This window comes from Nostoc sp. DedQUE05 (genome assembly GCF_034530955.1).
GTDB lineage: Bacteria > Cyanobacteriota > Cyanobacteriia > Cyanobacteriales > Nostocaceae > Nostoc.
In genome coordinates this window covers 52,668-72,382 of record NZ_JAVRCB010000027.1, presented here as the reverse complement: position 1 = coordinate 72,382, position 19,715 = coordinate 52,668, and the positions used below count along the sequence as shown (strand labels likewise).

The window sequence follows — 19,715 nt, the reverse complement described above, 5'->3', positions numbered from 1 at the left end:
TGTACTACTATAGCTCTGAGCAATTACGATTTACTCGGACGGGATAATTGTTGATTTGCCTTGACAAGGTTAGTAAACTCCTGCAAAGTCTGACGATACTTTTCTTCAGCTATCGAGAATAAATCGTTATGATTTGCCTCTTCAACCCACAAAGAAAGCTTTGGAGATATTGCAGCATTAAACAACTTTTCTCCATGAGCAAAAGGAACTATGTTATCTGCTTTTCCATGAATCACCAATATCGGACATTTGACTTTTTTGATATTGTCTAGATTGGGAAACTTATCAAAAGGTAAAATCCGAAAAGGTACTATTACTTGAAAGGCGGAAACAAACGAACTTTCAATAATTAAACCAGCTACAGGTTTCTGCATTGCTAAATTTACCGCAGAACCACCGCCAACTGAACGCCCTAAAACTATAATTCTTTCAGGCGGGATTTTTAAATTTTGGGTCAAATAATTGTAAGCGCTATTGATATCTTCGTATGCATGACTTTCTGTCGGTTTTCCTTGACTCGTACCATAACCGCGATAATCAAAAGCAAAAACACTAAAACCCCAAGCGTGTAATTTTTCTAGGATCTGTTTGATATCTCCTAAATCTTCAGAATTACCATGAGAATAAAGAATAGTATATTTAGCTTGATTGTTCAATAAATATATGGCTGAGATATTAGTATCTTTCCCACTCTTTAACTTCAGAATTTTTGGATCATCCTGATAGCTAGAAGGCTGAGACAAAAAAATCATGCTATCTGCCCGAAAATATACAAATGCGGCAAAAAATAGATAGATAAAGATTAAAGATTTAACCAGCCGTTGCCAAGTCAAATCACCAATTAGCAGTTTTATAATTTGCTGTTTATCCATTAGTTTTTATTTATTGGGTAAAACTTTATTTCCAGGTTTCCCGATTTATGATGTTTCCTAACTACAACTAATACAACTTCAACAAACTTCACGCCGGGAGTATCCACTTTTGGAAGAAACACTGTGATATTCCCTAATGCTAGACGGGAATGATTAGTGTTGTATAAGTTACAGTTACCAAAACTGAAACGGTCATCAAATCCCAAGCTGCTCAGGACTATTCTAGGTTAGGACTTACGCAATAACTCTCTGAAACTCTCATTCCTTTGTGTCCTTCTCTGACGAGACGCTGCGCGAATGCGGTTCGTTTTTTCATTATTTTGCGTAAGTCCTGTAGGTAAATAGTCAAATGTGACAGAAGAAATTTAGTGTGAGGATTTAGCCGTGTCTTACCCGATTCCATCCAAAATGTGGCAGCGAGTCAGTATTGTAATATTGTTTTTATTGATACCCTCAATAGGAATTGCCGTTTTACGCCAGTCTGCTACGGTTGCAGTTCCAGCCAATCAGAATGCTGGCAGTTCTACTCCAAAAACTTCTATTCTCCCCAATCACCCTGACTACCAAGCACTCCAGACATTGGTAAAACAGTATAGTTGTGTCGTTCCCGTCCAAAATTTTGGCACTCTTCCTGTAACCCGAACTGAATTTGCTACAGTCTTGAATGCCTGTGTGAATCGGAGCAATGAGCTAATAGCGACCGATCCCAAGATAGTTACCGCAGCAGATATGAAAATTCTGCAACGCTTGCAGTCAGAATTTGCACCGGAGTTAGCAACCCTAAAAAGTCCGATAGAGGAATTGGAAGCTCCTAGTCCCATCACTTTGAATCAGCCTACCAGAGAACGTATTCAAACTGAGTCTGACCAAAAGACTCAACCCTTACCTACAGCCCCACCCCTTAGTATTCCGTCTGGCTCATCTGTGCAGGATCGAGTTGCTAACGCTTAGTCCGTAAAACATTGTCATCCTCAAAATCAATAGACAACCACATTGGGGCAGTCTGGTATTTCGTTCATCACTATAATGCCTCTCTACGACAATAAATCATTACTATGCATCACTACCAAAATATGGATAAACTTTCACTTTGTATTCGGCAATTTGGAGAAGCGGCGAGATTGCATCTTGACGAAGCTATTTTGTTAGGAGAAATGTGCTTGCTCCCAAACTTTTGCCATGAGCCAAATACATATGAAGTTATTAGTGCGTTTGTAAATAGTGTGAATAGCCGAACTTTATACTGGGGTCGTAGCAGCATGGGCGAGATAACAGTGTTTGCTAAACCCATAAATCACAGCTACGATAAAGACCGAATTAGCACTCTTTATATTGCAAACTTATTGAAATTTAGCAGACGTTTATATCCAGAGATGGAACACTATTCATTCGGCAAATTTTGGGATGAACTGGATGTTTATCGCCACTCTGAATTTTTAAATCAAGATGCATTTGAGATGTGGATGAGTAACTTTGGGCATGAGCCAAATTTGGAAATATTTCTTAAGAGAATAATACCTAAAATGTTCGGTCAGCCTAATCAAAATATTTCTTTCTACTGTCTTGTAAATGATGAAAATGAAAACACAGACTTTGCACCATACATTTTTATTGGCAATAGCTGCATTTTAACCATTGCCAGACGATGGATACTATAGTTGTAGCGGCTTGTAAATAGTCAATAACCGTGACTTTGCCAAGGATGTAAAAATTCAGGTGGAATTTAATCCGGCGAAAGTTCAAGCATATCGCTTGATTGGTTACGAAAATCGCTTGCTGCAAAACCAGGATTTCAATGATGACAAGAAAGATGCAGGCGATATTGGGGCTGGTCATTCTGTAACAGCGCTTTATGAAATAATTCCCACTGGTACAAAAAGCGATGTGAAACTGCCAGAGATAGATCCTTTGCGGTATCAGCGTTCTGGTGAAACTGTCTCGGATGCTGCTGGTAATGAGTTGATGCAGGTGAAACTGCGCTACAAGTCGCCCCAAGACAGCACCAGTCAACTAATTACCCAAACCATCCAAGATGATGATTTGAGAACTGACCCCTCCACAAATCTGAGATTTGCTGCTGCGGTAGCGACCTTTGGGATGGTGCTGCGTGACTCTGAGTATAAGGGAGATGCTAGTTATGATTTGGTGATGAAATTGGCAACCCAAGGGAAGGGGGAAGACCAGGAGGGTTATCGGGGTGAGTTTATTCGCCTAGTGGAGCAATCTAGAGGGTTGATTACAAGAAAATGATTTTAGACCATAAATGAGACGGGGAGTAGGGAGTGGCGTAGTTCAATTACTTGAAAACCGTTATCATCTCTGGAGATATCACAATCTACATCAAAGGACATCAAAGGCGATCGCTCTCCACTGTATTAGATATCTGCAATAAATACAGCAATTTAATTTCAGAAGAGAGCATTGCATATCTGCGAGATGTTTTGCGATCGCTGCTAATTACAAAACTTATTCCCTACTCTGCAAGACAAGAAAGAAGAAATGCTTAACTAAACTGTATTCTGCTGTGTAAGGTTTTGATTTGTTTCTATGTTCTCCCCTTTCTTCCCACTGGTATACACATCGGTGTACCGGAAACCGGGTCTGGGATAACCCGACATTCCAATCCAAACACTTCCCTTACCATCTTCTCAGTAATCACCAAATTAGGTTCGCCAACAGCAAAAATTTGACCTTCTTTCACCGCTACTAAATAATCAGCATAACGACAGGCGTGATTCAAATCGTGTAACACCATGACAATCGTTCGTTGCTGATTTTGGTTCAAATCATACAATAAATCTAAAACTTCTATTTGGTGCGCCAAATCTAAAAAAGTAGTTGGTTCATCTAACAATAAAATATCTGTATCTTGAGCCAATGCCATTGCAATCCAAGCACGTTGTCGCTGTCCACCAGAAAGAGTATCTAACTCGCGTTCTGCCAAATATTTAATTCCAGTAATTTCTAACGCTAGTTCTACTAATTTTCCATCTTCTTTTGTCCACTGCTGCAACCAGTTTTGATAAGGAAACCTTCCACAAGCGACCAAATCTCGAACGGTTAATCCTTCTGGTGCAACGGGGCCTTGGGTAAGAATTCCTAATTTTTTAGCAACATCTTTTGTTGATAGCTTAAATAAATCTGTTGCATCTAAATAAATTGTGCCAACGCGAGGTTTTAATAATCTTGCTAAACCCCGTAATAAAGTAGATTTTCCAGAACCATTTGCACCAACTAAAGCAGTTATTTTTCCTGGTGGTATATTTAAATCTAAATCCTTAATAATAGTTATATTATCATAACCCAAAGTCAAATTATTTGCTGACAGTTGGTAATGTAAATTATCGCTCGATAATGACATTGACATAATTAAACTTAAGAGAATTTTAGAGAATTTTGTAAGTATGTAATATCATATCTACTTGATTACTTAATTAAACCCAAAGAACCCCACCCCACGAAATCAGCGCTTTACTTCCCTTTCTTGCAGGTAGATAGGGGATTAAAGGGAGCCAGCGCGGTCATGGCATGAGCAACTGGCGCGTAGGGTGCAAGTACTATGAGAATCATAACTAATTACCTTGCCAATATAGAACAATACTAATTATTACAGCAAAAACTGCACCTGCATTCACCCCCAAAATACCAGGATCGGCCAATGGATTACGAGTCACACCCTGCATAATTGCACCAAAGTAGACATTGCTGCACCCACCAATATTGTCAAAAGCGATCGCGTGGGTTTGTATTTAGCATTAACATAATCAGAATTTGCTATTTGATGCGATCGCTAATCTCAGTCTGAAGAATTTGTGGTTCATCATTATTCAGTTGTTTGTTTTCTGACAACGCTGCTAAAGAAATACTAACAAGCGTTATCAAAAGAACAATCTTCAAACTGTACAGGCAGGCTTTTGATGCATAACTCATGGTTAGCGCAGCTCTCAAAAAGTTTTGCGTTCCTCTAAATGTGCTAGTACTTCTTTCTGAGTTCGCCAAACAGAACGCAATTGCTTGCGAGTAAACAGTGGTAGTTGGTCAGTAATGTGGGGCGAACCGGGTTGAGTAGCGTTACCGTAGCTGATGAGAGCCATTGCTTTTACTGGTTGTGAAAACTCAATGGTTGCAACATAACTATCACCAGCGACAGCTTGAAAGCGTTCATCGTTAGCTGGAGCAAAATTGAGGACGCGGAATATTCCTAGATCCCCATCGCCACCATTGGCAGGTAAATCTAAGTTTCCGCTATGCACTCGGAAGACTTCACCCCAAGCAACATCTAGCTTTCCATAAGCTTTTTCGACTTTGGTTGCTGCTATTTGTAGCGCTTTCGCCGCACTTTCTGGGTTTTTTAAACCATCGGGTGTGGTGCGCGGCGAGTTCTCACTCCAAGGAATACTGAAGGTTTGGTTTTTATCCATTTCTTGCCACCAAAAAGAAAACAATACCGCGCCTCGACTATCAGCATCAGCATTGCGATTCCAAGCAGCTAAAATATCAGCAGCACGACGGGCTAATTCATCGCCATATTTTTGAGCTGCGGGAATTAAATCATCGAGGATGCGTTCTGCAAGTTCCATTTTGGTGGAATGTTTGTACTTAATCATTTCCTCAAAAGAAATTTTTGGATCTTCAGCCAGTATTTTTGCAGAACTTTGTGCCCGGAAAGACATCTCTCCTCGTGGAGCCATATAAGCAGGGTAATCATCTGCTTTGATCGCAGCAGGGAAAGTCGTTGTCCAAGGTGCATCATTAGCATTTTGCAACCAACCGCTAGGCGGGTCAATTACACGCGGTAAATCTTTGTATGGGTGCATTTTTGTCCACAAAGTCTTAGATGTATCGCCAGGAATTAAACCTTCCCAGTATTGAAAGTCTCCCTGTTGACGAATCGGCACCAGACCGTTGAATAAGTGCATGATATGTCCGGCTCGGTCTGCATACATGACAGTAAACATCGGTAGTTGCAAGCGTTTCAATACCTTTTGAAATTGGGTTAAGTTTTGGGAACGCGCCATATCCCACCACTGTTCCAATACACCGGGACGGTCTGTACCGACAACCCGCAGTGCCACAGCAAACCCATCTTTTTCTTGAACGACTGCACCGTGGACGGAACTTTTGACTAATAATGGTTGTTCGACTAACGAGCCATTTTTTTGCTTAACTTTTAACAAAAACTTTGATGTTGTAAAAGCACGGACTTTGCCATCAAAAAGATAACCATCATCAGCTAATTTCAACTTATATACATCCCAACCATCATGAGTATTGACGGTATGAGTCCAACCCAAATAATCGTTAAAAGCGATCGCTAAAACTGGAATTCCCACCAGCGCTGCTCCAGAAGCATTCATTCCTGGGGCAGTAATTTGGGCTTCGTACCAGACAAATAAATCCGACCAGAACAAGTGGGGATTTGCCAGCAACATCGCCTTGCCACTGGCAGAATGCTTAGGTGCGATCGCCCAACCGTTAGAACCAGCTTCCGATTGAGTATGAGTAATACCTGCTACCTGTTCTTGGTTGACGACAAAAGTAAAATTCAGCACTCTTTGCAAATGCGCCAACACATCTTCTGGTTTTACAGGTAATACTATTTTTACTTGCTCGTCAATTAAATCAGGATGGGCTTTGGCATAAGTATTTATCCCACTGGCAAAGGCATTTATATAACTACGGAAAGCTGGACTTTGTGCCTGATACCAAGAATTAGCACGATCGGATACTCCCATCGTCAGTACCCATTTATCAGATTCTAAATACTCTTCTCCCCAGTATTCGGCTGCTTTTCCCCTAGCTTGACCATAGAGGCGCAACAGCAAGTTAGCGTGACTCTGCATTTGTGCCCAACCAAATGCAGAGAAAGCGCTTGGAGCATCTTTACCATATATATGCGGTATGCCGTAAGTATCCCATAATATCTCTGTAGTTTTGGGTGCAGTCGCAAAACTGTTATTTGCCAAAACTACAACTAAAATGGCACTGAGGATAAAAGCTAAAAATCTAGAAAATTTTCTTTTCAGTATTGACCGATCGAATTGCCACAAATAAATTCTAATATTCAACATGATGATTCGATTAAATTAATTTGACTAGAAAAATTTAGTGACTTTCGCCTATATTTCGTAACAAACAGACATTAAATCCATACTCACTAGCAACATACATAAAGAACATAGAACGTATCACAGTGGCATCTCAGCACCTTTGTTTATGCCACCATAAGTTGATAAAAATTCCATACTAAGTAGAACAGGCGGGAAAAATCAAACTATGTTAATAAAAGTAAAGTGGACTAAAACCCTCTTTCCTTCTGCCTCCTGCCTCCTGCCTGAACCTGATGATAAATATTCACAGCGACTTACTAGCGTGGAAATAATGCTTTTGAAGTAGCATTAATCCCACAGATGCCGAATAGACGAGCGATTGTATATTATCGATAATGCTTAACACTAGTTCTAGAAATTCTCAAAAGCTATCTGCGACTGATTTGCATCTAATTCTAGTGCTATTAGGAGACATTATCATAAAGCCTACACCTGAGCAAGCATTTATCAAAACTTCTGAATTTTATAAATCTGACTAAATATATAAGTCTTTTAAGCTATTGGCATAGCAAAAACTAAGTTATTTAACTTTATTTAAACTTGGTCATCTATCTTTTGATATATTTTTGGAATGTTTTTGTGAGAAAAAGACAATAATAGTTTTTAATTAAAATTACTTGCTATCTTAGCTAAGTTGCTTTAAAGTTCTAAGAATAATTGCAAATTAATAGCAATAGTAGCGATCGGTGTAAAACACAAGCAGCGACTCTAAATTATCGAGAATTAGATCGATATATTAGAGCGATCGCCGTTTTAGTGGAAGATGACCAAATCCCTCATAACTACTGCACAGTAGTTTGAGGGATTTACGATCTGTTCTTTTCCAAAAGGTAAAAAAAGGACTGTTCTTTCTAGCTAATTGCTTTCTTTTTCTTCAGCCATATTCCTAATAAACCAGCAGTGACAACTATTCCTCCAATAGTTGATGGCTCTGAGTCTTAATGGCATTCAGCAGTGCCCATAACTTATCCACCTGGACGATATACGTATAATTCTTTACTTGGAGAAAAATATATGTAAACTTTTATAGTATCAATAACAAAAATGATTTGACATACGCCTAATGATAGATAGATTTTATTAAGTAAATAGTTTAGATTTGTAACAAGTTACACAGAACTAGATAAAACACATGGCCAACATAATTGACACTGCCACTAACAATGGTTCTTTCAACACACTAGTTGCAGCAATCCAAGCAGCTGGTTTGGTAGATACACTTCAAGGTGATGGGCCATTTACCGTTTTTGCACCCACCGATGAAGCATTTAATAAGCTTCCAGCAGGTACAGTAGACGCATTACTTCAAGATATTCCCAAGCTCAAGAAAATCTTGACGTATCATGTTGTTTCAGGCAAGGTACTGGCTGCTGATGTAGTTAAGCTAAAAACAGCTAAAACAGTTGAAGGTTCAGATGTAAAAATTGACGCTTCTAATGGCGTTAAGATCAATGATGCAACAGTTGCAACAGCAGATGTTGCTGCTGATAACGGTGTCATCCACGTCATTGACACAGTTTTGATTCCTGCATAACCCAACGTCAGAATAGCGAATGCTATTTTTGGGGTGACGACTACCTATAGTCATTTCTTCATGACAGTCTGGTTGAATATTTTTTAGTAAACATCAACTACCAACAAATCCATCTAGATGCTGTCTAGATGGATTTATTGCTTTATTCGTGTAGAAACTTTGCAATTGCTAGTCTCTCTTAATTAAATGCAATCAAATTTTTAGTTTTGCTAAACCCAAATAACGGATACCTTCGGGGGAAATTTCAAAACGACAAGGTAAAACTTCTAAACCGAGAGCGATCGCATCCCGCAATAATTTACCATATATAGGATCTGTGCGATCGCCAGGGGAGAACTCGATACAATCACCGCGATTGATAAAGTAAAGCATCACCGCACGAGTCAAAGGTAACAGTGCCATCAGTTCTCGCAAGTGTTTTTGTCCTCTTGTAGTCTCCGTGTCAGGAAATAAAGCTAATCTCCCCTCAGACAAAGTTGTATTTTTCACTTCTAAATAAATCGGGCGTTCCTCATCACTTCCCGTCAAGAAAAAATCCACTCGACTTTTTTTATCTAGCCCATAAACCACCTCGCCCTTGATTTGGCTGTAGTCGCCCAATTCTGGAAAAAGATGTTTCGCCAAAGCTAGCTTTACCACCCGATTGGGCAAAAAAGTATTTATGCCTACCCAAGTCGGCTCATTGTCATGTACCTGAATTAGTTCTAGAGTGTAAGCCAATTTGCGGTTAAGATTATCGCTTTTGGAAAGCTGTACTGCACTTAGAGGTGTCGATACTCCAATCATTGGCCCTGTGTTGGGACAGTGTGCTGTCACTATTTCGCCAGAAGTCAGTTGAACGTCAGCAAAAAACCGCTTGTAACGCTTGAGTAAAATACCGGGATACAAAGGTGGGTATTTGTAAAGCCAATCTATCATTATGGAACCTTGTTGCTGTTTGTAAATATACGTCGATTCTTTGCCCACCAAACCCATATCTGCAAATCTTTTCAGCAGCTACTCCGCCCTGCGACAGCATTTGAGTAACTTTACATATCATGGATTGTCAATTTTTGTAGTTAAATTGACAACATAGTAATAAAAAGTAGCATATACTAAGTATTACAAGCCTCCCATAAAATCTGGGAGAATTTCAACGTGCAAGGAGGTAAATCCTATGCAAAAAGTGTGGACAGCAACGGAATTAGAATATGCTTTTCTGTTTACTCTCAGAAAGGTAAATTCTATCAATCCAGAAGGTTTTAAGGCATTTTTTAGTAATATGCCTATTGACCCTTATATCAAAGGCACTTATCGTTCCAGAAGATTATCTCGGTTTACAGTTTATGGAAATCAATTAATCAAATTACCTCATGGCTACCTCTTTCAAAGTAAAGAGTATAATCCATTAGTAGGTGACATAAAAAGAGAGTTTGCAGAATTAGAAGATGCACTTATAGAACTTGATATTTTTAAGAATCTTGTCTTAGCATTCAGTGATTCTTGTAAACTTCATCCTGAAGCTGAAATCGGAGTTCATCAAATTAGAACTATTTGTTCGGCGGATAATTTGGGTAATCCAGCACCTGAAGGTATCCATCAAGATGGTACTGATTTTATCGGTATATTTTCAGTAGATAGAGATAATATTCAAGGTGGAGAAACACATCTATATACTGACAAAAAACAAAAGCCCGTGTTTAGCAAAGTTCTAAATCCGGGAGAACTATTATTAGTCAACGATCGTGATTTTTTCCACTTTACCACTCCGATCAAACCACAGATTGATGCTCAAGGAAGTAGAGATGTTTTTGTGCTAACTTCTCCCAGCTTGCTTTCAGAATAATTTTAGTCAACCGTAAATATTTTACAATCTACGAGATATGGGGAATTGAATGTAGTCATTTCCCCAGCTTTTTTATTTGGAATTGGAAATAATCGTGCTGATAGTGGTTTATCTAATTTGATAGCTAAAGTTGCCATATCAATTAATAAAGCTGTAATTTTTTCTATTGTGATATCACCTGGAATCGGAACTGTATCTAGTCCACAGCCACAAACTGCTGAATATAATAATAAATTTGTAATATTATATGTTTGCTCATTAGCTCTGGTAGCTAGTCCAACATCTTCACAAACTGGAAGCATCAGTCCAGAATAACCACAGGTTTTTACTGATACATTTTTCAAGACGCGAGTCAACATCCCAGAAATTGCGAGAGTTCCTGAATGCCCAAACTTGCCATTCATCAATTTTTCATAAGCAAAAGCAATACTATTTTCTTTATCTAAAGATGGAGCTAGAGATGTATCAATTCCTTTATATATAACGGCAAATTTATCGGAGATTTTTTCAGCAATAACTGCGATTTTCTTTAATTCTAATTCTAAAAGTAATTGCAGGTTTTGCTCTGCTGTAGAAATATTGTTAGCTTGTGAAAATGCTTGCGTTACCAAATCGCCTAACTCTAAACCTATAGCAAAAGATGTATTGCCTGTATGGTATGCCGTAGGAAAAAATGGGATATCTGGCTGGCAGTTTGCCCATGCACAAAAATGAAAGTTACCATAGCCATTTTCACTTTCTTGGGAAATACGTTTAATAGCTTTGGCAGATTCCTGAGCATTCTCAAAAATTATCCCGTTTTCTCTGTCCCCTATTTTGCTAGAGCAATAAATAATTGATGTATTTTTATTGATATCTGGAATTATATCTATAGTTTCCGATTTGCTAGCATAACCAATATTGAAAAAGCTGATATTCAAACTTTGACAAAGTTGTTCGATAGCTTGAATTTCATTAATAATTTCGATTTTAGATAAGCCTTGCAGATAATCTTCCCAGCTATTAGTAGCAATTCTAGTTGTTTGGACTTCATATCCTTGTTTTTCAAACAAAATCTGCACCTGCTGATTAAACTCAGCAGCTTGCTTAATTTTTTCCTGATATTGGAGAGATTGAATTGATATACCTGTTGTAATAGTTCTAATTTTCATTAGTATAAATAATTAGTGATGTTTTAATTAAACTTAACTCTAGAATTTGAACGCGTACAATATTCTATTAGATAAATTTCATTTATCACAACTTAGGGTAGTGTGTTGTTTTTACTTCACAAAAAATATGAAATATACTTAAAATATCAAGTCGAATGCATAGATTAGGCTACGAAACAAGCCTGCTGGAATTCAATGAACTGAATAAACCAAACAAATGCCATGAATGACGAATTTTACAATCGGGGATTGGAAAAGGCTAGGCGAAAAGATTACGCGGGAGCAATTGAGGAATTTAACCATGCTTTACAACTGACACCTTACTTTAGCGAAGCTTATTTACAACGGGGTTTAGCACATTATGACTCAGGAGCAATCCTGAAAGCTGTTTCAGATTATACCGAAGCCCTGAAGCTGAATCCTGAGAGTGTAGAGGCATATTATTGCCGGGGATTGGCTAGAGTAGCGCTGAAAAATTTACCGGGGGCGCTAGATGATGTAGAACATGCGATTCGTCTCAATCTCAATTATGCTGCTGCTTATAATCTGCGGGGAATGGTGCGGCGCAAACAAGGTTATATTCAAGATGCGATCGCTAACTTTAAAAAAGCTGCTGGGTTATATCTAGAGCAACAGGATAAAGAGAATTGTCGTCTGTCTTTGGAACGAATTAAACAGCTACAACCTAAAGAATTACCTGTCCTTGAGGAATCGCGTACCACTAATGCGCCGATTTTATCTACCAATGATTATTTCACACAATTATTAGAAAAAGCTGAAAAGGGAGATACTCAAGAGGCACTAGCCGATTTAAACTGGGTATTAAAAGCCGATCCGCAAGATGCCCAAGCTTACTGCTGTCGTGGGGTTGTGCGTTGTAAAATGGGAAATTATCGAGAAGCGATCGCAGATTTTAATCAAGCATTACGACTAAATTTTCAAGATGCCATTGTCTATCGCAACCGAGGTAAAGCCCGTTCTATCTTAGGAGATCATCAAGGTGCGATCGCGGATCTTAACCAAGCAGTCCAGATGCAACCCGAAGATGTCTTAGTTTATATTGCCAGAGGTAATGTCTATCGGACAATGGGTAATTATCTCGGTGCAATTCAAGATTACACCCAAGCGCTGCAAATTAATTCTGATGATGCTCAAGCTTACTACAATCGCGGCATTGCCTATACTTGCTTAGAAGAAATACAAAACGCCGTGGAAGATTATCAACGGGCGGGGAGTATCTTTTGCGAACAAGAAGACTGGGAAAATTATCAACAAGTCTTAAATAGCCTCGAAAAAATTCAGAAATTTAGTCCAGAGTCAAAAAAGCAAAAATATCACCTGCTACGTCAGCGACTTTTACGAATGGTTGGAGGATATTGGGAAATTGCCGAACGATTGATTCAGCAAAACAAAGATTACCATCCTGGGATGTCAGACGAGTGGTATTTGCAAAAAGTGATTGATGATTTAGAACGCGATCGCAATAGATAAAATAAGCTAATCAGCATTCAAGTTGCATAATCAGGGCGGACAAGATGTCCACCCCACAAGATACTGAGAAAATTTTAATATACAAAATAGATGTGCTTTAGCTTATAAATGCCACTACAAACGTAAAATCACCCGTACATTATTTATACGGGTGAAAATGCGATCGCTGGTTATTTTACAATGAAACTAAATGCAGTTTATTTATATTTAGCACCGTCTCAAAGTTTAGTTAGAAGTGCGACTTTGACGGCGACGGCGCAATCCAAACATGCTAACTGCTCCCACCGCAAACATTGATAGAGTCACAGATGGTTCAGGAACGGTAGCACCAATTAACGCTTTAACATTTGCCTCACCGACATCAAGAACGACGACAACATCATTAAAGTCGCGATCGGAACCTTCGTTCCACTTACCAGTTGCAGAATCTACTCCTGAAGCGTGTAAACCACCGTATAAATCCTCGAATGCTAAGAGGATGTAGTTGTTGTAAGCATAAGCAACTGTGTGCTGTAGTCCGTCAGCGTTAGAGGCAGTGTCAGTACCAAAGATATTGGCAGAGTTGCCACGGTTCAAACCATCAGCTCTCAACCATAAATCTAGTTGAGTACCTGCGGTAACATTACCAACTTTGACCCCATCACCTAGTTTTAGTGCGTTACCACCCCAGTCACCACTAACACATCCATTTCCTTGACAGGAAATATCATTAAAAAGTAGCCCAGATTTGTTAGTAGTTCCTGTAGCTTCAAAGGCTAACTGGTTTCTATAACCTGCGCCCTCATTAATAAAGTAAACAGAAACATCGTGATCGTATTTTAGATTTAATTTATTGGGGTCTAATTTAAATTGTCCGCTGTTTGGAAGAGCAACACTTTCTGCTTGGACAAATTGTTGAAAAGGAGTGTCGTTAAAACCAGTTTGAGACTTATTATATACAGTTGGTTGAGTCCATGAACTATTCCAATTAAAATCAGCAGCAGATGCAGTTTCTACTTTGGAAACTAATCCGGTTAATGTAGCTGTAGCGGCAATCAAGGCAGTGAATAAATTAAGTTTCATTTTATGAGCCATTAAGTAGGAAAAACAATTTAGATAATGCTTTTTGAGCAGCTATATCTCTTCAGTTGTCTCTTACTTCTAACAGCTAGACTTCTGCAACGTCAATCTGTCTATTTACTTTTGCTAGTATATTTAAATAGCGCTTTATCTAAAGTGTTTCTACTGAAAAAATAGATTTTTTATCTAGGATGACACTGTTATCAACACTTAGTAGTTAAACTTATGCATGATTAAAATTTAATCAAGAATATATACTTATTATGAAAATCAGATATGCAATTTCTATAGTGAAAAGCTAAAAGCTTAATCTATAGGCATTTTCATTTAAATGAGGTAGATAAGTAATGGTGTGCCGTCATCCGTATCAACGAAGCTAAGGCTTAGTTAATACGCTGCTATAAAAATAGAGATGATCTCCGTACTTACGTTGGAAAACGTAGTAATCTATCAAATCAATGAAACCTGGGTAAATAAGTTTGGTCTTTGTTTTAAGCGCTAAAGTGTTTACTACGTACTACGCTTTAGTTGACTTGATTAACTAGTAGTCTGTCAAAATCGACTTCGGTATCGTCAGAATCTAGAAGTTATGCCGACGATGGGAGACAATTTAAGGGGGTTTTACCTTAAAATGGCAGTCTTTGATTAGACTTGATGAATATCTTTTAAGGTTAAAATAATCAAGCTTTTCCAGAGCTACATTCCCCCTTTCACAGATAAAATCTATATATGAACGCTACACAAGAAAAACTAAAAGCTCTCTTAGAGCAGGCTTTAATCGCGGCTTTTGGCGCTGACTTTGCTGGAGTAGATCCAATTTTGGTTACTGCTAGCAATCCTAAATTTGGCGATTATCAGGCGAATGTGGCTTTATCCCTGAGTAAAAAGTTAGGATTGCAACCAAGAGCGATCGCAGGTGCGATCGTTGAGAAACTAGATGTATCCGAAATCTGTGAACCACCGGAAATCGCTGGGCCAGGATTTATCAATCTCAAGCTGAAAACAGCATATTTAGAAGCACAACTAAACGCGATTCAAGCCGATCCCAGGCTGGGAGTTCCAGCCGCACAAACGCCAAAGCGGGAAATTGTTGATTTTTCCAGTCCCAATATTGCCAAAGAAATGCACGTCGGACACTTGCGTTCGACGATTATTGGTGATTCCATCGCCCGGATTTTAGAATTTCTTGGACATGATGTGCTGCGGTTAAATCATGTCGGTGATTGGGGTACGCAGTTTGGAATGTTAATCGCCTATCTGCGCGAAGTTTACCCAGACGCGCTTACCACCGCTAATGCTTTAGATATTGGTGATTTAGTCTCTTTTTATCGCAAAGCCAAATTGCGGTTTGATACAGATGAAGCTTTTCAAGAAACAGCACGCCAAGAAGTTGTCAGATTACAAGCAGGTGCAGAAGATACACTCCATGCTTGGAAACTTTTGTGCGAACAGTCACGGCGGGAGTTTCAAGTAATTTATGAGTTATTGGATATCAAGTTAACTGAACGAGGCGAATCTTTCTACAATCCCTTACTACCAGGAGTTGTGGAAGATTTAGATAAATCTGGGTTACTGGTAGAAAACCAAGGGGCAAAATGTGTTTTCTTGGAAGGCTTTAAAAATAGAGAAGGTGAACCTTTGCCTTTAATTATCCAGAAATCAGATGGTGGCTATAACTACGCCACAACTGATTTAGCCTCCCTCTGCTACCGGATTCAGCAGGATCGAGCAAAGCGGATAATTTATGTAACCGATGCTGGACAATCAAACCACTTTACTCAAGTTTTCCAAGTCGCACGCAAAGCCGGATGGATACCCGATGATGTCGAATTAGTGCATGTTCCCTTTGGGTTAGTGTTAGGAGAAGATGGTAAGAAATTCAAAACTCGTTCTGGTGATACTGTGCGGTTGCGGGATTTATTAGATGAAGCTGTTTCTCATGCCCATGCTGACCTAAAAACTAGATTACAAAAAGAAGAACGTATTGAAACTGAAGAATTTATTAATAAAGTTGCTAGGGTAGTTGGAATTAGCGCAGTTAAGTATGCAGACTTAAGCCAAAATCGCACCAGTAACTACATCTTCAGCTACGACAAAATGCTGGATCTCAAAGGTAATACTGCGCCCTATATGCTGTATGTTTATGCACGGATTTATGGGATTAGCCGCAAGGGTGATATTAACTTTAAAGAGTTGGGAAATAATGCTGTTTTGTTGCAGCATGAAACAGAATTAGCGCTGGCAAAATATTTACTTCAACTGGATGAAGTTATTAGTAGTGTAGAGCAAGATTTGTTGCCCAATCGTTTATGTGAGTATTTGTTTGAACTGAGTCAAAAGTTTAACCAATTTTACGATCGCTGTCCTATACTACAAGCGGAAGAACCGCAGCGCACATCTCGCTTGATTCTGTGTGATTTGACTGCTAGAACTCTGAAGTTGGGATTATCTTTATTGGGAATTCAGGTATTGGAGAGGATGTAATATTTTTTTTAACGCAAAGTTACGCTGAGGTAGCGCAAAGGTACGCAGAGTAAGAGTTAAGTTAAAGCTTCTTTGTGTACTTTGCGGTTTTTTAATTAGAATTGCTGGACTGGAGGCGATCGCAAATGGTACGGACACCATCAAAAAACATAACTTTGGCAGAGTTTCTTATATTACCAGAAACAAAGCCCGCTAATGAATACATCGATGGTCAAATTATTCAAAAACCAATGGCACAGGGAGAACATAGCACTATTCAAGGTGAATTGATTATTTTTATTAATGCTGTATTGAAACCCCAAAAAGTTGCACGAGCATATCTAGAACTGCGGTGTACTTTTGGTGGCAGATCAATTGTCCCGGATGTAGCAGTATTTACCTGGGAGAGAATACCTCGCAAAGAAAATGGCAGGGTAGCAAATTTATTTTCAGCCGCTCCTGATTGGACTATTGAGATTCTATCACCCGATCAAAGACAAACAAAAGTTACAAAAAATATTCTGCATTGCCTGAATTATGAAACACAAATGGGTTGGTTGATCGATCCAGAAGAACAAACGGTATTTGTGTACATCCGCAATCAACAGCCAGTCATGTTGGATGAACTAGAAGCTTTACTCCCTGTGCCAGATTTTGCAAGTGAGTTGAGGCTGACAGTAGGAGATTTATTTGGTTGGCTGTTGGAGTAAACCCTGACGAATTGAGTAAGGAAATATACCAAGTGCAACAGGTTTTATGGGTAGGAATCGGTTGTAAACGGGGAACCTCATGGCAGTTGATTGATGGGGCAATTGAGCAAGTGTTTCGAGAAAATCAACTTTTTCCAAGTGCGATCGCAGGGATTGCTACCATTGATACTAAAGCCTCAGAAGTTGGCTTAGTCAAACTTTGTCGCCTCCGCAATTTGCCCCTAAAAACCTTTTCTGCGGAAATACTTCGCTCTGTCTGTGTCCCCAACCCTGCCACAATTATCGACGATCGAGTAGGTACACCTAGCGTAGCAGAGGCAGCTGCTATTCTTGCAGCTTCTCAACTCACATCTTCGACTGTTTTCCCCTTTACAAACATAGAGGAATTGCGAGTAAAGTTTTTAGTTCCTAAACAAATTTTCCAAATACAAGGGCAACCAGGAGCGGTAACTCTTGCTGTTGCCCAAGCTTTAAATATTATTAGTATTACAAAAGTTCCTTAATTTTCTAGTCAACAACTCTCAAAAAATAGTTAATGATGCTAGAAACAATTGCTAGTACAATTGAACCTAACAAAGCAGGTAAAAAACCCTGAATCTCAAAACCAGAACCAGGAGTTAGGACACTTGCCAGCCAAAGGGCTAAAGCATTAATCACCAATGTAAATAAACCAAAGGTGAGCAAGGTAATTGGAAACGTCAAAATCTGTAAAATTGGTCTAATAAATGCATTAACCAAACCAATTACAAAGGCAGCGATTAAGGCAGTCACAAAATTCTTGATAAAGAATCCCGGAACGATATTAGCTGTAATGAATAACGCCACCGCAGTACCGAGCCAAGTTAATAAAAAGTGTTGCATAAGTTTTTTTAGAGGAATTAGCAGTAAGTTTAATTAATTTCACTATTGCCAGTTGTGATTTGTAACACTATCGAGTGTTGTTGTGCTTGACTCCTAAAGTTGCCATCATCTTTTATCAGCCTAAAATCAATGTAATTTTTCAGTACTGCCAAGAGAGATATTTCTAATCGGTATATCTTTATCGTATTGCAGGATGTACCGTAGTGAACTACCCACACCGACCTGAGTACAATTTAAGTGGGGAACTTATACCATTTTAGATTTTGGATTTTAGATTTTAGATTGGGAATTGCCTTGGTGCGTCTGGCTTGGTGTGAATCCATGTGTCACAATCATTTTTCAAAATGGTATTACGATGATTTAGTTAAATTCATAAAAAATGCTGTGAAGCGCAAAACCCTTACAGAGGTTTATTAAAGTTAAAAAACCTCTGTAACTTGGGGATTTCCAAAAAAGAAATAAGTTATAGCACAAGTCTTGGTGGTTAGGACATCAACAGACGATAAAACTTAGACACAAAAAGGCTTTTCACCCAGTCCCCAGTCCCCAGTCCCTTGCTATATCAAAACTTCAAAGCATTTTGTCAGCGTTTTTGCTTACACACAAAGGAGATGCTGGCTATGCTCATACTATGCCTAACGCCGCAAAAGAACCTCCCAGGTAGAGCCACCAACTACGCCGTCAGGTTCTAAACCATAGCGTTTTTGTGCAGCTTTCACTGCTGCTTCGGTTGTCTCGCCAAAGTCGCCATCGGCATCACCTTTCAAGAAACCAAGCTTTTTCAGTTGTTGTTGCAGCTTAACAACTTCAGAACCACGTAATCCTATACGCAAAATTGGCAATCCTTCTGAGGTGTATTGAATACCAGGAGTTCGTTTTGTAGTTGTGTTTGACTGAGTTCTAGTAGTTGATGTAGTACGCTTTGGCGCTTTCTTTGTGCTAGAAGTTGTAGTTTTTCTGGGAGTAGCAGGTCTTGGCTCAGGGTTGTTCGTAACTTGGGTTACAGCTTTTTTTGGGGTAGTAGGTTTTGGTTCTGGCCTAGTGGGAACTTGTGTTACAGCTTGTCTGGGAGGGTTGGGGTTGGGATTTCCAACGTTGGTGAGGTTACTAGCCTGGGTTGGAACAGGAAAATTTGTCGCTGAGTTAAATCTTGGCTGGGATGAAGGGGCGGTTGATGCTGCTACTGGTTGATTAGGAAAAAGTCGTTGCCAAGTGCTGGCATCAACAATGCCATCTGGATTCAAGCCAGCTGCTTGTTTAAATCGGGAAACAGCAGTAGCTGTATTTTCACTATAAATACCATCTACTGCACCAGAATAAAAACCCAAAAGTTTCAGAGCTGCCTGAAGTTCAGCCACACGTTCGCCTTGACTGCCAACTTTCAGGCTAGGGCGGTTGATGCTATTTCCAGGATTTACTTGGGCAATTTTTTGTGGGGCTGCTATTGATACTAGAGTCGTTGAGGTAATAAGCAGAGGCGTAGCGGAGAACAAGAGTATTTTAATAGCTGATAAAGATTTAGACCTCTTTGGCCACCAATCTTTTTGCCGTTTTTCCATTCTACAGCGATTTACAGTTGGGTCTAGTAATTTTAAGTAACTCAAAATACTTGCTGTCAGGCTGCTTTGCATGGAATTCA

The 19,715-nt window shown here is 39.2% G+C and carries 21 protein-coding genes and 2 pseudogenes; 12 read left to right on the top strand and 11 right to left on the bottom strand.

Annotation, left to right across the window (positions count from 1 at the left end; translation table 11 throughout):
• Positions 1-23: 23 nt before the first annotated feature.
• Positions 24-872: an alpha/beta hydrolase gene (locus RMZ42_RS20290; protein ID WP_322673090.1), complete on the bottom strand. Its 849-nt coding sequence runs from the start codon at positions 870-872 to the stop codon at positions 24-26.
• Positions 873-1,256: 384 nt separating this feature from the next.
• Here RMZ42_RS20290 and RMZ42_RS20285 point away from each other — a divergent pair, with 384 nt between their 5' ends.
• The 5 genes and pseudogenes from RMZ42_RS20285 to RMZ42_RS20265 all read left to right on the top strand — a co-directional run bounded on the left by RMZ42_RS20285 (position 1,257) and on the right by RMZ42_RS20265 (position 3,379).
• Complete coding sequence (locus RMZ42_RS20285) at positions 1,257-1,823, top strand: hypothetical protein (RefSeq protein WP_322673089.1); 567 nt, start codon at positions 1,257-1,259, stop codon at positions 1,821-1,823.
• Positions 1,817-1,918 (top strand): annotated as a pseudogene (locus RMZ42_RS20280) (IS1 family transposase); the annotation flags it as partial. The gene RMZ42_RS20285 and the pseudogene RMZ42_RS20280, both read left to right, overlap by 7 nt.
• Before the next feature lie 27 nt (positions 1,919-1,945).
• Complete coding sequence (locus RMZ42_RS20275; protein WP_322673088.1) at positions 1,946-2,530, top strand: hypothetical protein; 585 nt, start codon at positions 1,946-1,948, stop codon at positions 2,528-2,530.
• A gap of 16 nt (positions 2,531-2,546) precedes the next feature.
• On the top strand, positions 2,547-3,122 hold the full coding sequence (locus RMZ42_RS20270; RefSeq protein ID WP_322673132.1) for a YfbK domain-containing protein: 576 nt from the start codon (positions 2,547-2,549) through the stop codon (positions 3,120-3,122).
• Positions 3,123-3,172: 50 nt separating this feature from the next.
• Positions 3,173-3,379, top strand: a complete 207-nt coding sequence (locus RMZ42_RS20265; protein WP_322673087.1) for a hypothetical protein — start codon at positions 3,173-3,175, stop codon at positions 3,377-3,379.
• A gap of 38 nt (positions 3,380-3,417) precedes the next feature.
• On the opposite strand, the gene RMZ42_RS20260 is transcribed toward RMZ42_RS20265, so the two are convergent.
• From RMZ42_RS20260 to RMZ42_RS20245, 4 genes are all read right to left on the bottom strand, one after another.
• Positions 3,418-4,239 carry an ABC transporter ATP-binding protein gene (locus RMZ42_RS20260; protein WP_416211826.1) on the bottom strand — a complete coding sequence of 274 codons (822 nt, stop codon included), beginning with the start codon at positions 4,237-4,239 and terminating at the stop codon, positions 3,418-3,420.
• Between the two features lie 205 nt (positions 4,240-4,444).
• Positions 4,445-4,555 carry an iron chelate uptake ABC transporter family permease subunit gene (locus RMZ42_RS20255; protein WP_322673086.1) on the bottom strand — a complete coding sequence of 37 codons (111 nt, stop codon included), beginning with the start codon at positions 4,553-4,555 and terminating at the stop codon, positions 4,445-4,447.
• 91 nt (positions 4,556-4,646) lie between these two features.
• Positions 4,647-4,802, bottom strand: a complete 156-nt coding sequence (locus RMZ42_RS20250) for a hypothetical protein (RefSeq protein ID WP_322673085.1) — start codon at positions 4,800-4,802, stop codon at positions 4,647-4,649.
• Positions 4,803-4,816: 14 nt separating this feature from the next.
• Positions 4,817-6,943, bottom strand: coding sequence for an acylase (locus RMZ42_RS20245; protein WP_322673084.1), 2,127 nt, complete (start codon positions 6,941-6,943; stop codon positions 4,817-4,819).
• 696 nt (positions 6,944-7,639) lie between these two features.
• Here RMZ42_RS20245 and RMZ42_RS20240 point away from each other — a divergent pair.
• The gene (locus RMZ42_RS20240; protein ID WP_322673083.1) at positions 7,640-7,783 is read left to right on the top strand and encodes a hypothetical protein; all 144 of its coding nucleotides are present in this window, start codon (positions 7,640-7,642) and stop codon (positions 7,781-7,783) included.
• Positions 7,784-7,833: 50 nt separating this feature from the next.
• Here RMZ42_RS20240 and RMZ42_RS34760 read toward each other — a convergent pair.
• Positions 7,834-7,911 (bottom strand): annotated as a pseudogene (locus RMZ42_RS34760) (hypothetical protein); the annotation flags it as partial.
• A 203-nt stretch (positions 7,912-8,114) separates the two neighbouring features.
• Here RMZ42_RS34760 and RMZ42_RS20235 point away from each other — a divergent pair.
• On the top strand, positions 8,115-8,516 hold the full coding sequence (locus tag RMZ42_RS20235) for a fasciclin domain-containing protein (protein ID WP_322673082.1): 402 nt from the start codon (positions 8,115-8,117) through the stop codon (positions 8,514-8,516).
• Between the two features lie 192 nt (positions 8,517-8,708).
• Here RMZ42_RS20235 and sfsA read toward each other — a convergent pair whose 3' ends face one another.
• Positions 8,709-9,434 carry a DNA/RNA nuclease SfsA gene (gene sfsA / locus RMZ42_RS20230; RefSeq protein WP_322673081.1) on the bottom strand — a complete coding sequence of 242 codons (726 nt, stop codon included), beginning with the start codon at positions 9,432-9,434 and terminating at the stop codon, positions 8,709-8,711.
• Positions 9,435-9,672: 238 nt separating this feature from the next.
• Between sfsA and RMZ42_RS20225 the strand changes: the two genes are divergently transcribed.
• Complete coding sequence (locus RMZ42_RS20225) at positions 9,673-10,341, top strand: 2OG-Fe dioxygenase family protein (RefSeq protein WP_322673080.1); 669 nt, start codon at positions 9,673-9,675, stop codon at positions 10,339-10,341.
• Positions 10,342-10,343: 2 nt separating this feature from the next.
• On the opposite strand, the gene RMZ42_RS20220 is transcribed toward RMZ42_RS20225, so the two are convergent.
• Positions 10,344-11,492, bottom strand: coding sequence for a DUF711 family protein (locus tag RMZ42_RS20220; RefSeq protein ID WP_322673079.1), 1,149 nt, complete (start codon positions 11,490-11,492; stop codon positions 10,344-10,346).
• A 222-nt stretch (positions 11,493-11,714) separates the two neighbouring features.
• Here RMZ42_RS20220 and RMZ42_RS20215 point away from each other — a divergent pair, with 222 nt between their 5' ends.
• On the top strand, positions 11,715-12,983 hold the full coding sequence (locus RMZ42_RS20215) for a tetratricopeptide repeat protein (protein WP_322673078.1): 1,269 nt from the start codon (positions 11,715-11,717) through the stop codon (positions 12,981-12,983).
• Positions 12,984-13,208: 225 nt separating this feature from the next.
• On the opposite strand, the gene RMZ42_RS20210 is transcribed toward RMZ42_RS20215, so the two are convergent.
• Positions 13,209-14,045, bottom strand: a complete 837-nt coding sequence (locus RMZ42_RS20210) for a DUF4114 domain-containing protein (protein WP_322673077.1) — start codon at positions 14,043-14,045, stop codon at positions 13,209-13,211.
• Positions 14,046-14,771: 726 nt separating this feature from the next.
• On the opposite strand from RMZ42_RS20210, the gene argS reads away from it, so the two are divergent.
• From argS to RMZ42_RS20195, 3 genes are all read left to right on the top strand, one after another.
• A complete protein-coding gene (gene argS / locus RMZ42_RS20205; protein ID WP_322673076.1) occupies positions 14,772-16,526 on the top strand; it encodes an arginine--tRNA ligase in 1,755 nt (584 codons plus the stop codon).
• A 125-nt stretch (positions 16,527-16,651) separates the two neighbouring features.
• Entirely contained in the window at positions 16,652-17,215 is a 564-nt protein-coding gene (locus RMZ42_RS20200; protein ID WP_322673075.1) for a Uma2 family endonuclease, read from the top strand.
• Positions 17,200-17,718: a cobalamin biosynthesis protein gene (locus RMZ42_RS20195; RefSeq protein WP_322673074.1), complete on the top strand. Its 519-nt coding sequence runs from the start codon at positions 17,200-17,202 to the stop codon at positions 17,716-17,718. Before RMZ42_RS20200 ends, RMZ42_RS20195 begins: the two co-directional genes overlap by 16 nt.
• A gap of 4 nt (positions 17,719-17,722) precedes the next feature.
• Here RMZ42_RS20195 and RMZ42_RS20190 read toward each other — a convergent pair whose 3' ends face one another.
• A complete protein-coding gene (locus RMZ42_RS20190) occupies positions 17,723-18,076 on the bottom strand; it encodes a phage holin family protein (RefSeq protein WP_094347683.1) in 354 nt (117 codons plus the stop codon).
• 635 nt (positions 18,077-18,711) lie between these two features.
• Positions 18,712-19,707, bottom strand: coding sequence for a peptidoglycan-binding domain-containing protein (locus tag RMZ42_RS20185; protein ID WP_322673073.1), 996 nt, complete (start codon positions 19,705-19,707; stop codon positions 18,712-18,714).
• Positions 19,708-19,715: the final 8 nt, after the last annotated feature.

Excerpts from the sequence above, each read along its gene's own strand:
- RMZ42_RS20275 (WP_322673088.1), top strand. The coding sequence starts at position 1,946 with ATGGATAAACTTTCACTTTGTATTCGGCAATTTGGAGAAGCGGCGAGA.
- argS (WP_322673076.1), top strand. The coding sequence starts at position 14,772 with ATGAACGCTACACAAGAAAAACTAAAAGCTCTCTTAGAGCAGGCTTTA.
- RMZ42_RS20255 (WP_322673086.1), bottom strand. The coding sequence starts at position 4,555 with ATGCAGGGTGTGACTCGTAATCCATTGGCCGATCCTGGTATTTTGGGG.
- RMZ42_RS20245 (WP_322673084.1), bottom strand. The coding sequence starts at position 6,943 with ATGTTGAATATTAGAATTTATTTGTGGCAATTCGATCGGTCAATACTG.
- RMZ42_RS20260 (WP_416211826.1), bottom strand. The coding sequence starts at position 4,239 with ATGTCAATGTCATTATCGAGCGATAATTTACATTACCAACTGTCAGCA.
- RMZ42_RS20235 (WP_322673082.1), top strand. The coding sequence starts at position 8,115 with ATGGCCAACATAATTGACACTGCCACTAACAATGGTTCTTTCAACACA.
- RMZ42_RS20185 (WP_322673073.1), bottom strand. The coding sequence starts at position 19,707 with ATGCAAAGCAGCCTGACAGCAAGTATTTTGAGTTACTTAAAATTACTA.
- RMZ42_RS20250 (WP_322673085.1), bottom strand. The coding sequence starts at position 4,802 with ATGAGTTATGCATCAAAAGCCTGCCTGTACAGTTTGAAGATTGTTCTT.
- RMZ42_RS20190 (WP_094347683.1), bottom strand. The coding sequence starts at position 18,076 with ATGCAACACTTTTTATTAACTTGGCTCGGTACTGCGGTGGCGTTATTC.
- RMZ42_RS20220 (WP_322673079.1), bottom strand. The coding sequence starts at position 11,492 with ATGAAAATTAGAACTATTACAACAGGTATATCAATTCAATCTCTCCAA.
- RMZ42_RS20200 (WP_322673075.1), top strand. The coding sequence starts at position 16,652 with ATGGTACGGACACCATCAAAAAACATAACTTTGGCAGAGTTTCTTATA.
- RMZ42_RS20210 (WP_322673077.1), bottom strand. The coding sequence starts at position 14,045 with ATGAAACTTAATTTATTCACTGCCTTGATTGCCGCTACAGCTACATTA.
- RMZ42_RS20290 (WP_322673090.1), bottom strand. The coding sequence starts at position 872 with ATGGATAAACAGCAAATTATAAAACTGCTAATTGGTGATTTGACTTGG.
- sfsA (WP_322673081.1), bottom strand. The coding sequence starts at position 9,434 with ATGATAGATTGGCTTTACAAATACCCACCTTTGTATCCCGGTATTTTA.
- RMZ42_RS20225 (WP_322673080.1), top strand. The coding sequence starts at position 9,673 with ATGCAAAAAGTGTGGACAGCAACGGAATTAGAATATGCTTTTCTGTTT.
- RMZ42_RS20215 (WP_322673078.1), top strand. The coding sequence starts at position 11,715 with ATGAATGACGAATTTTACAATCGGGGATTGGAAAAGGCTAGGCGAAAA.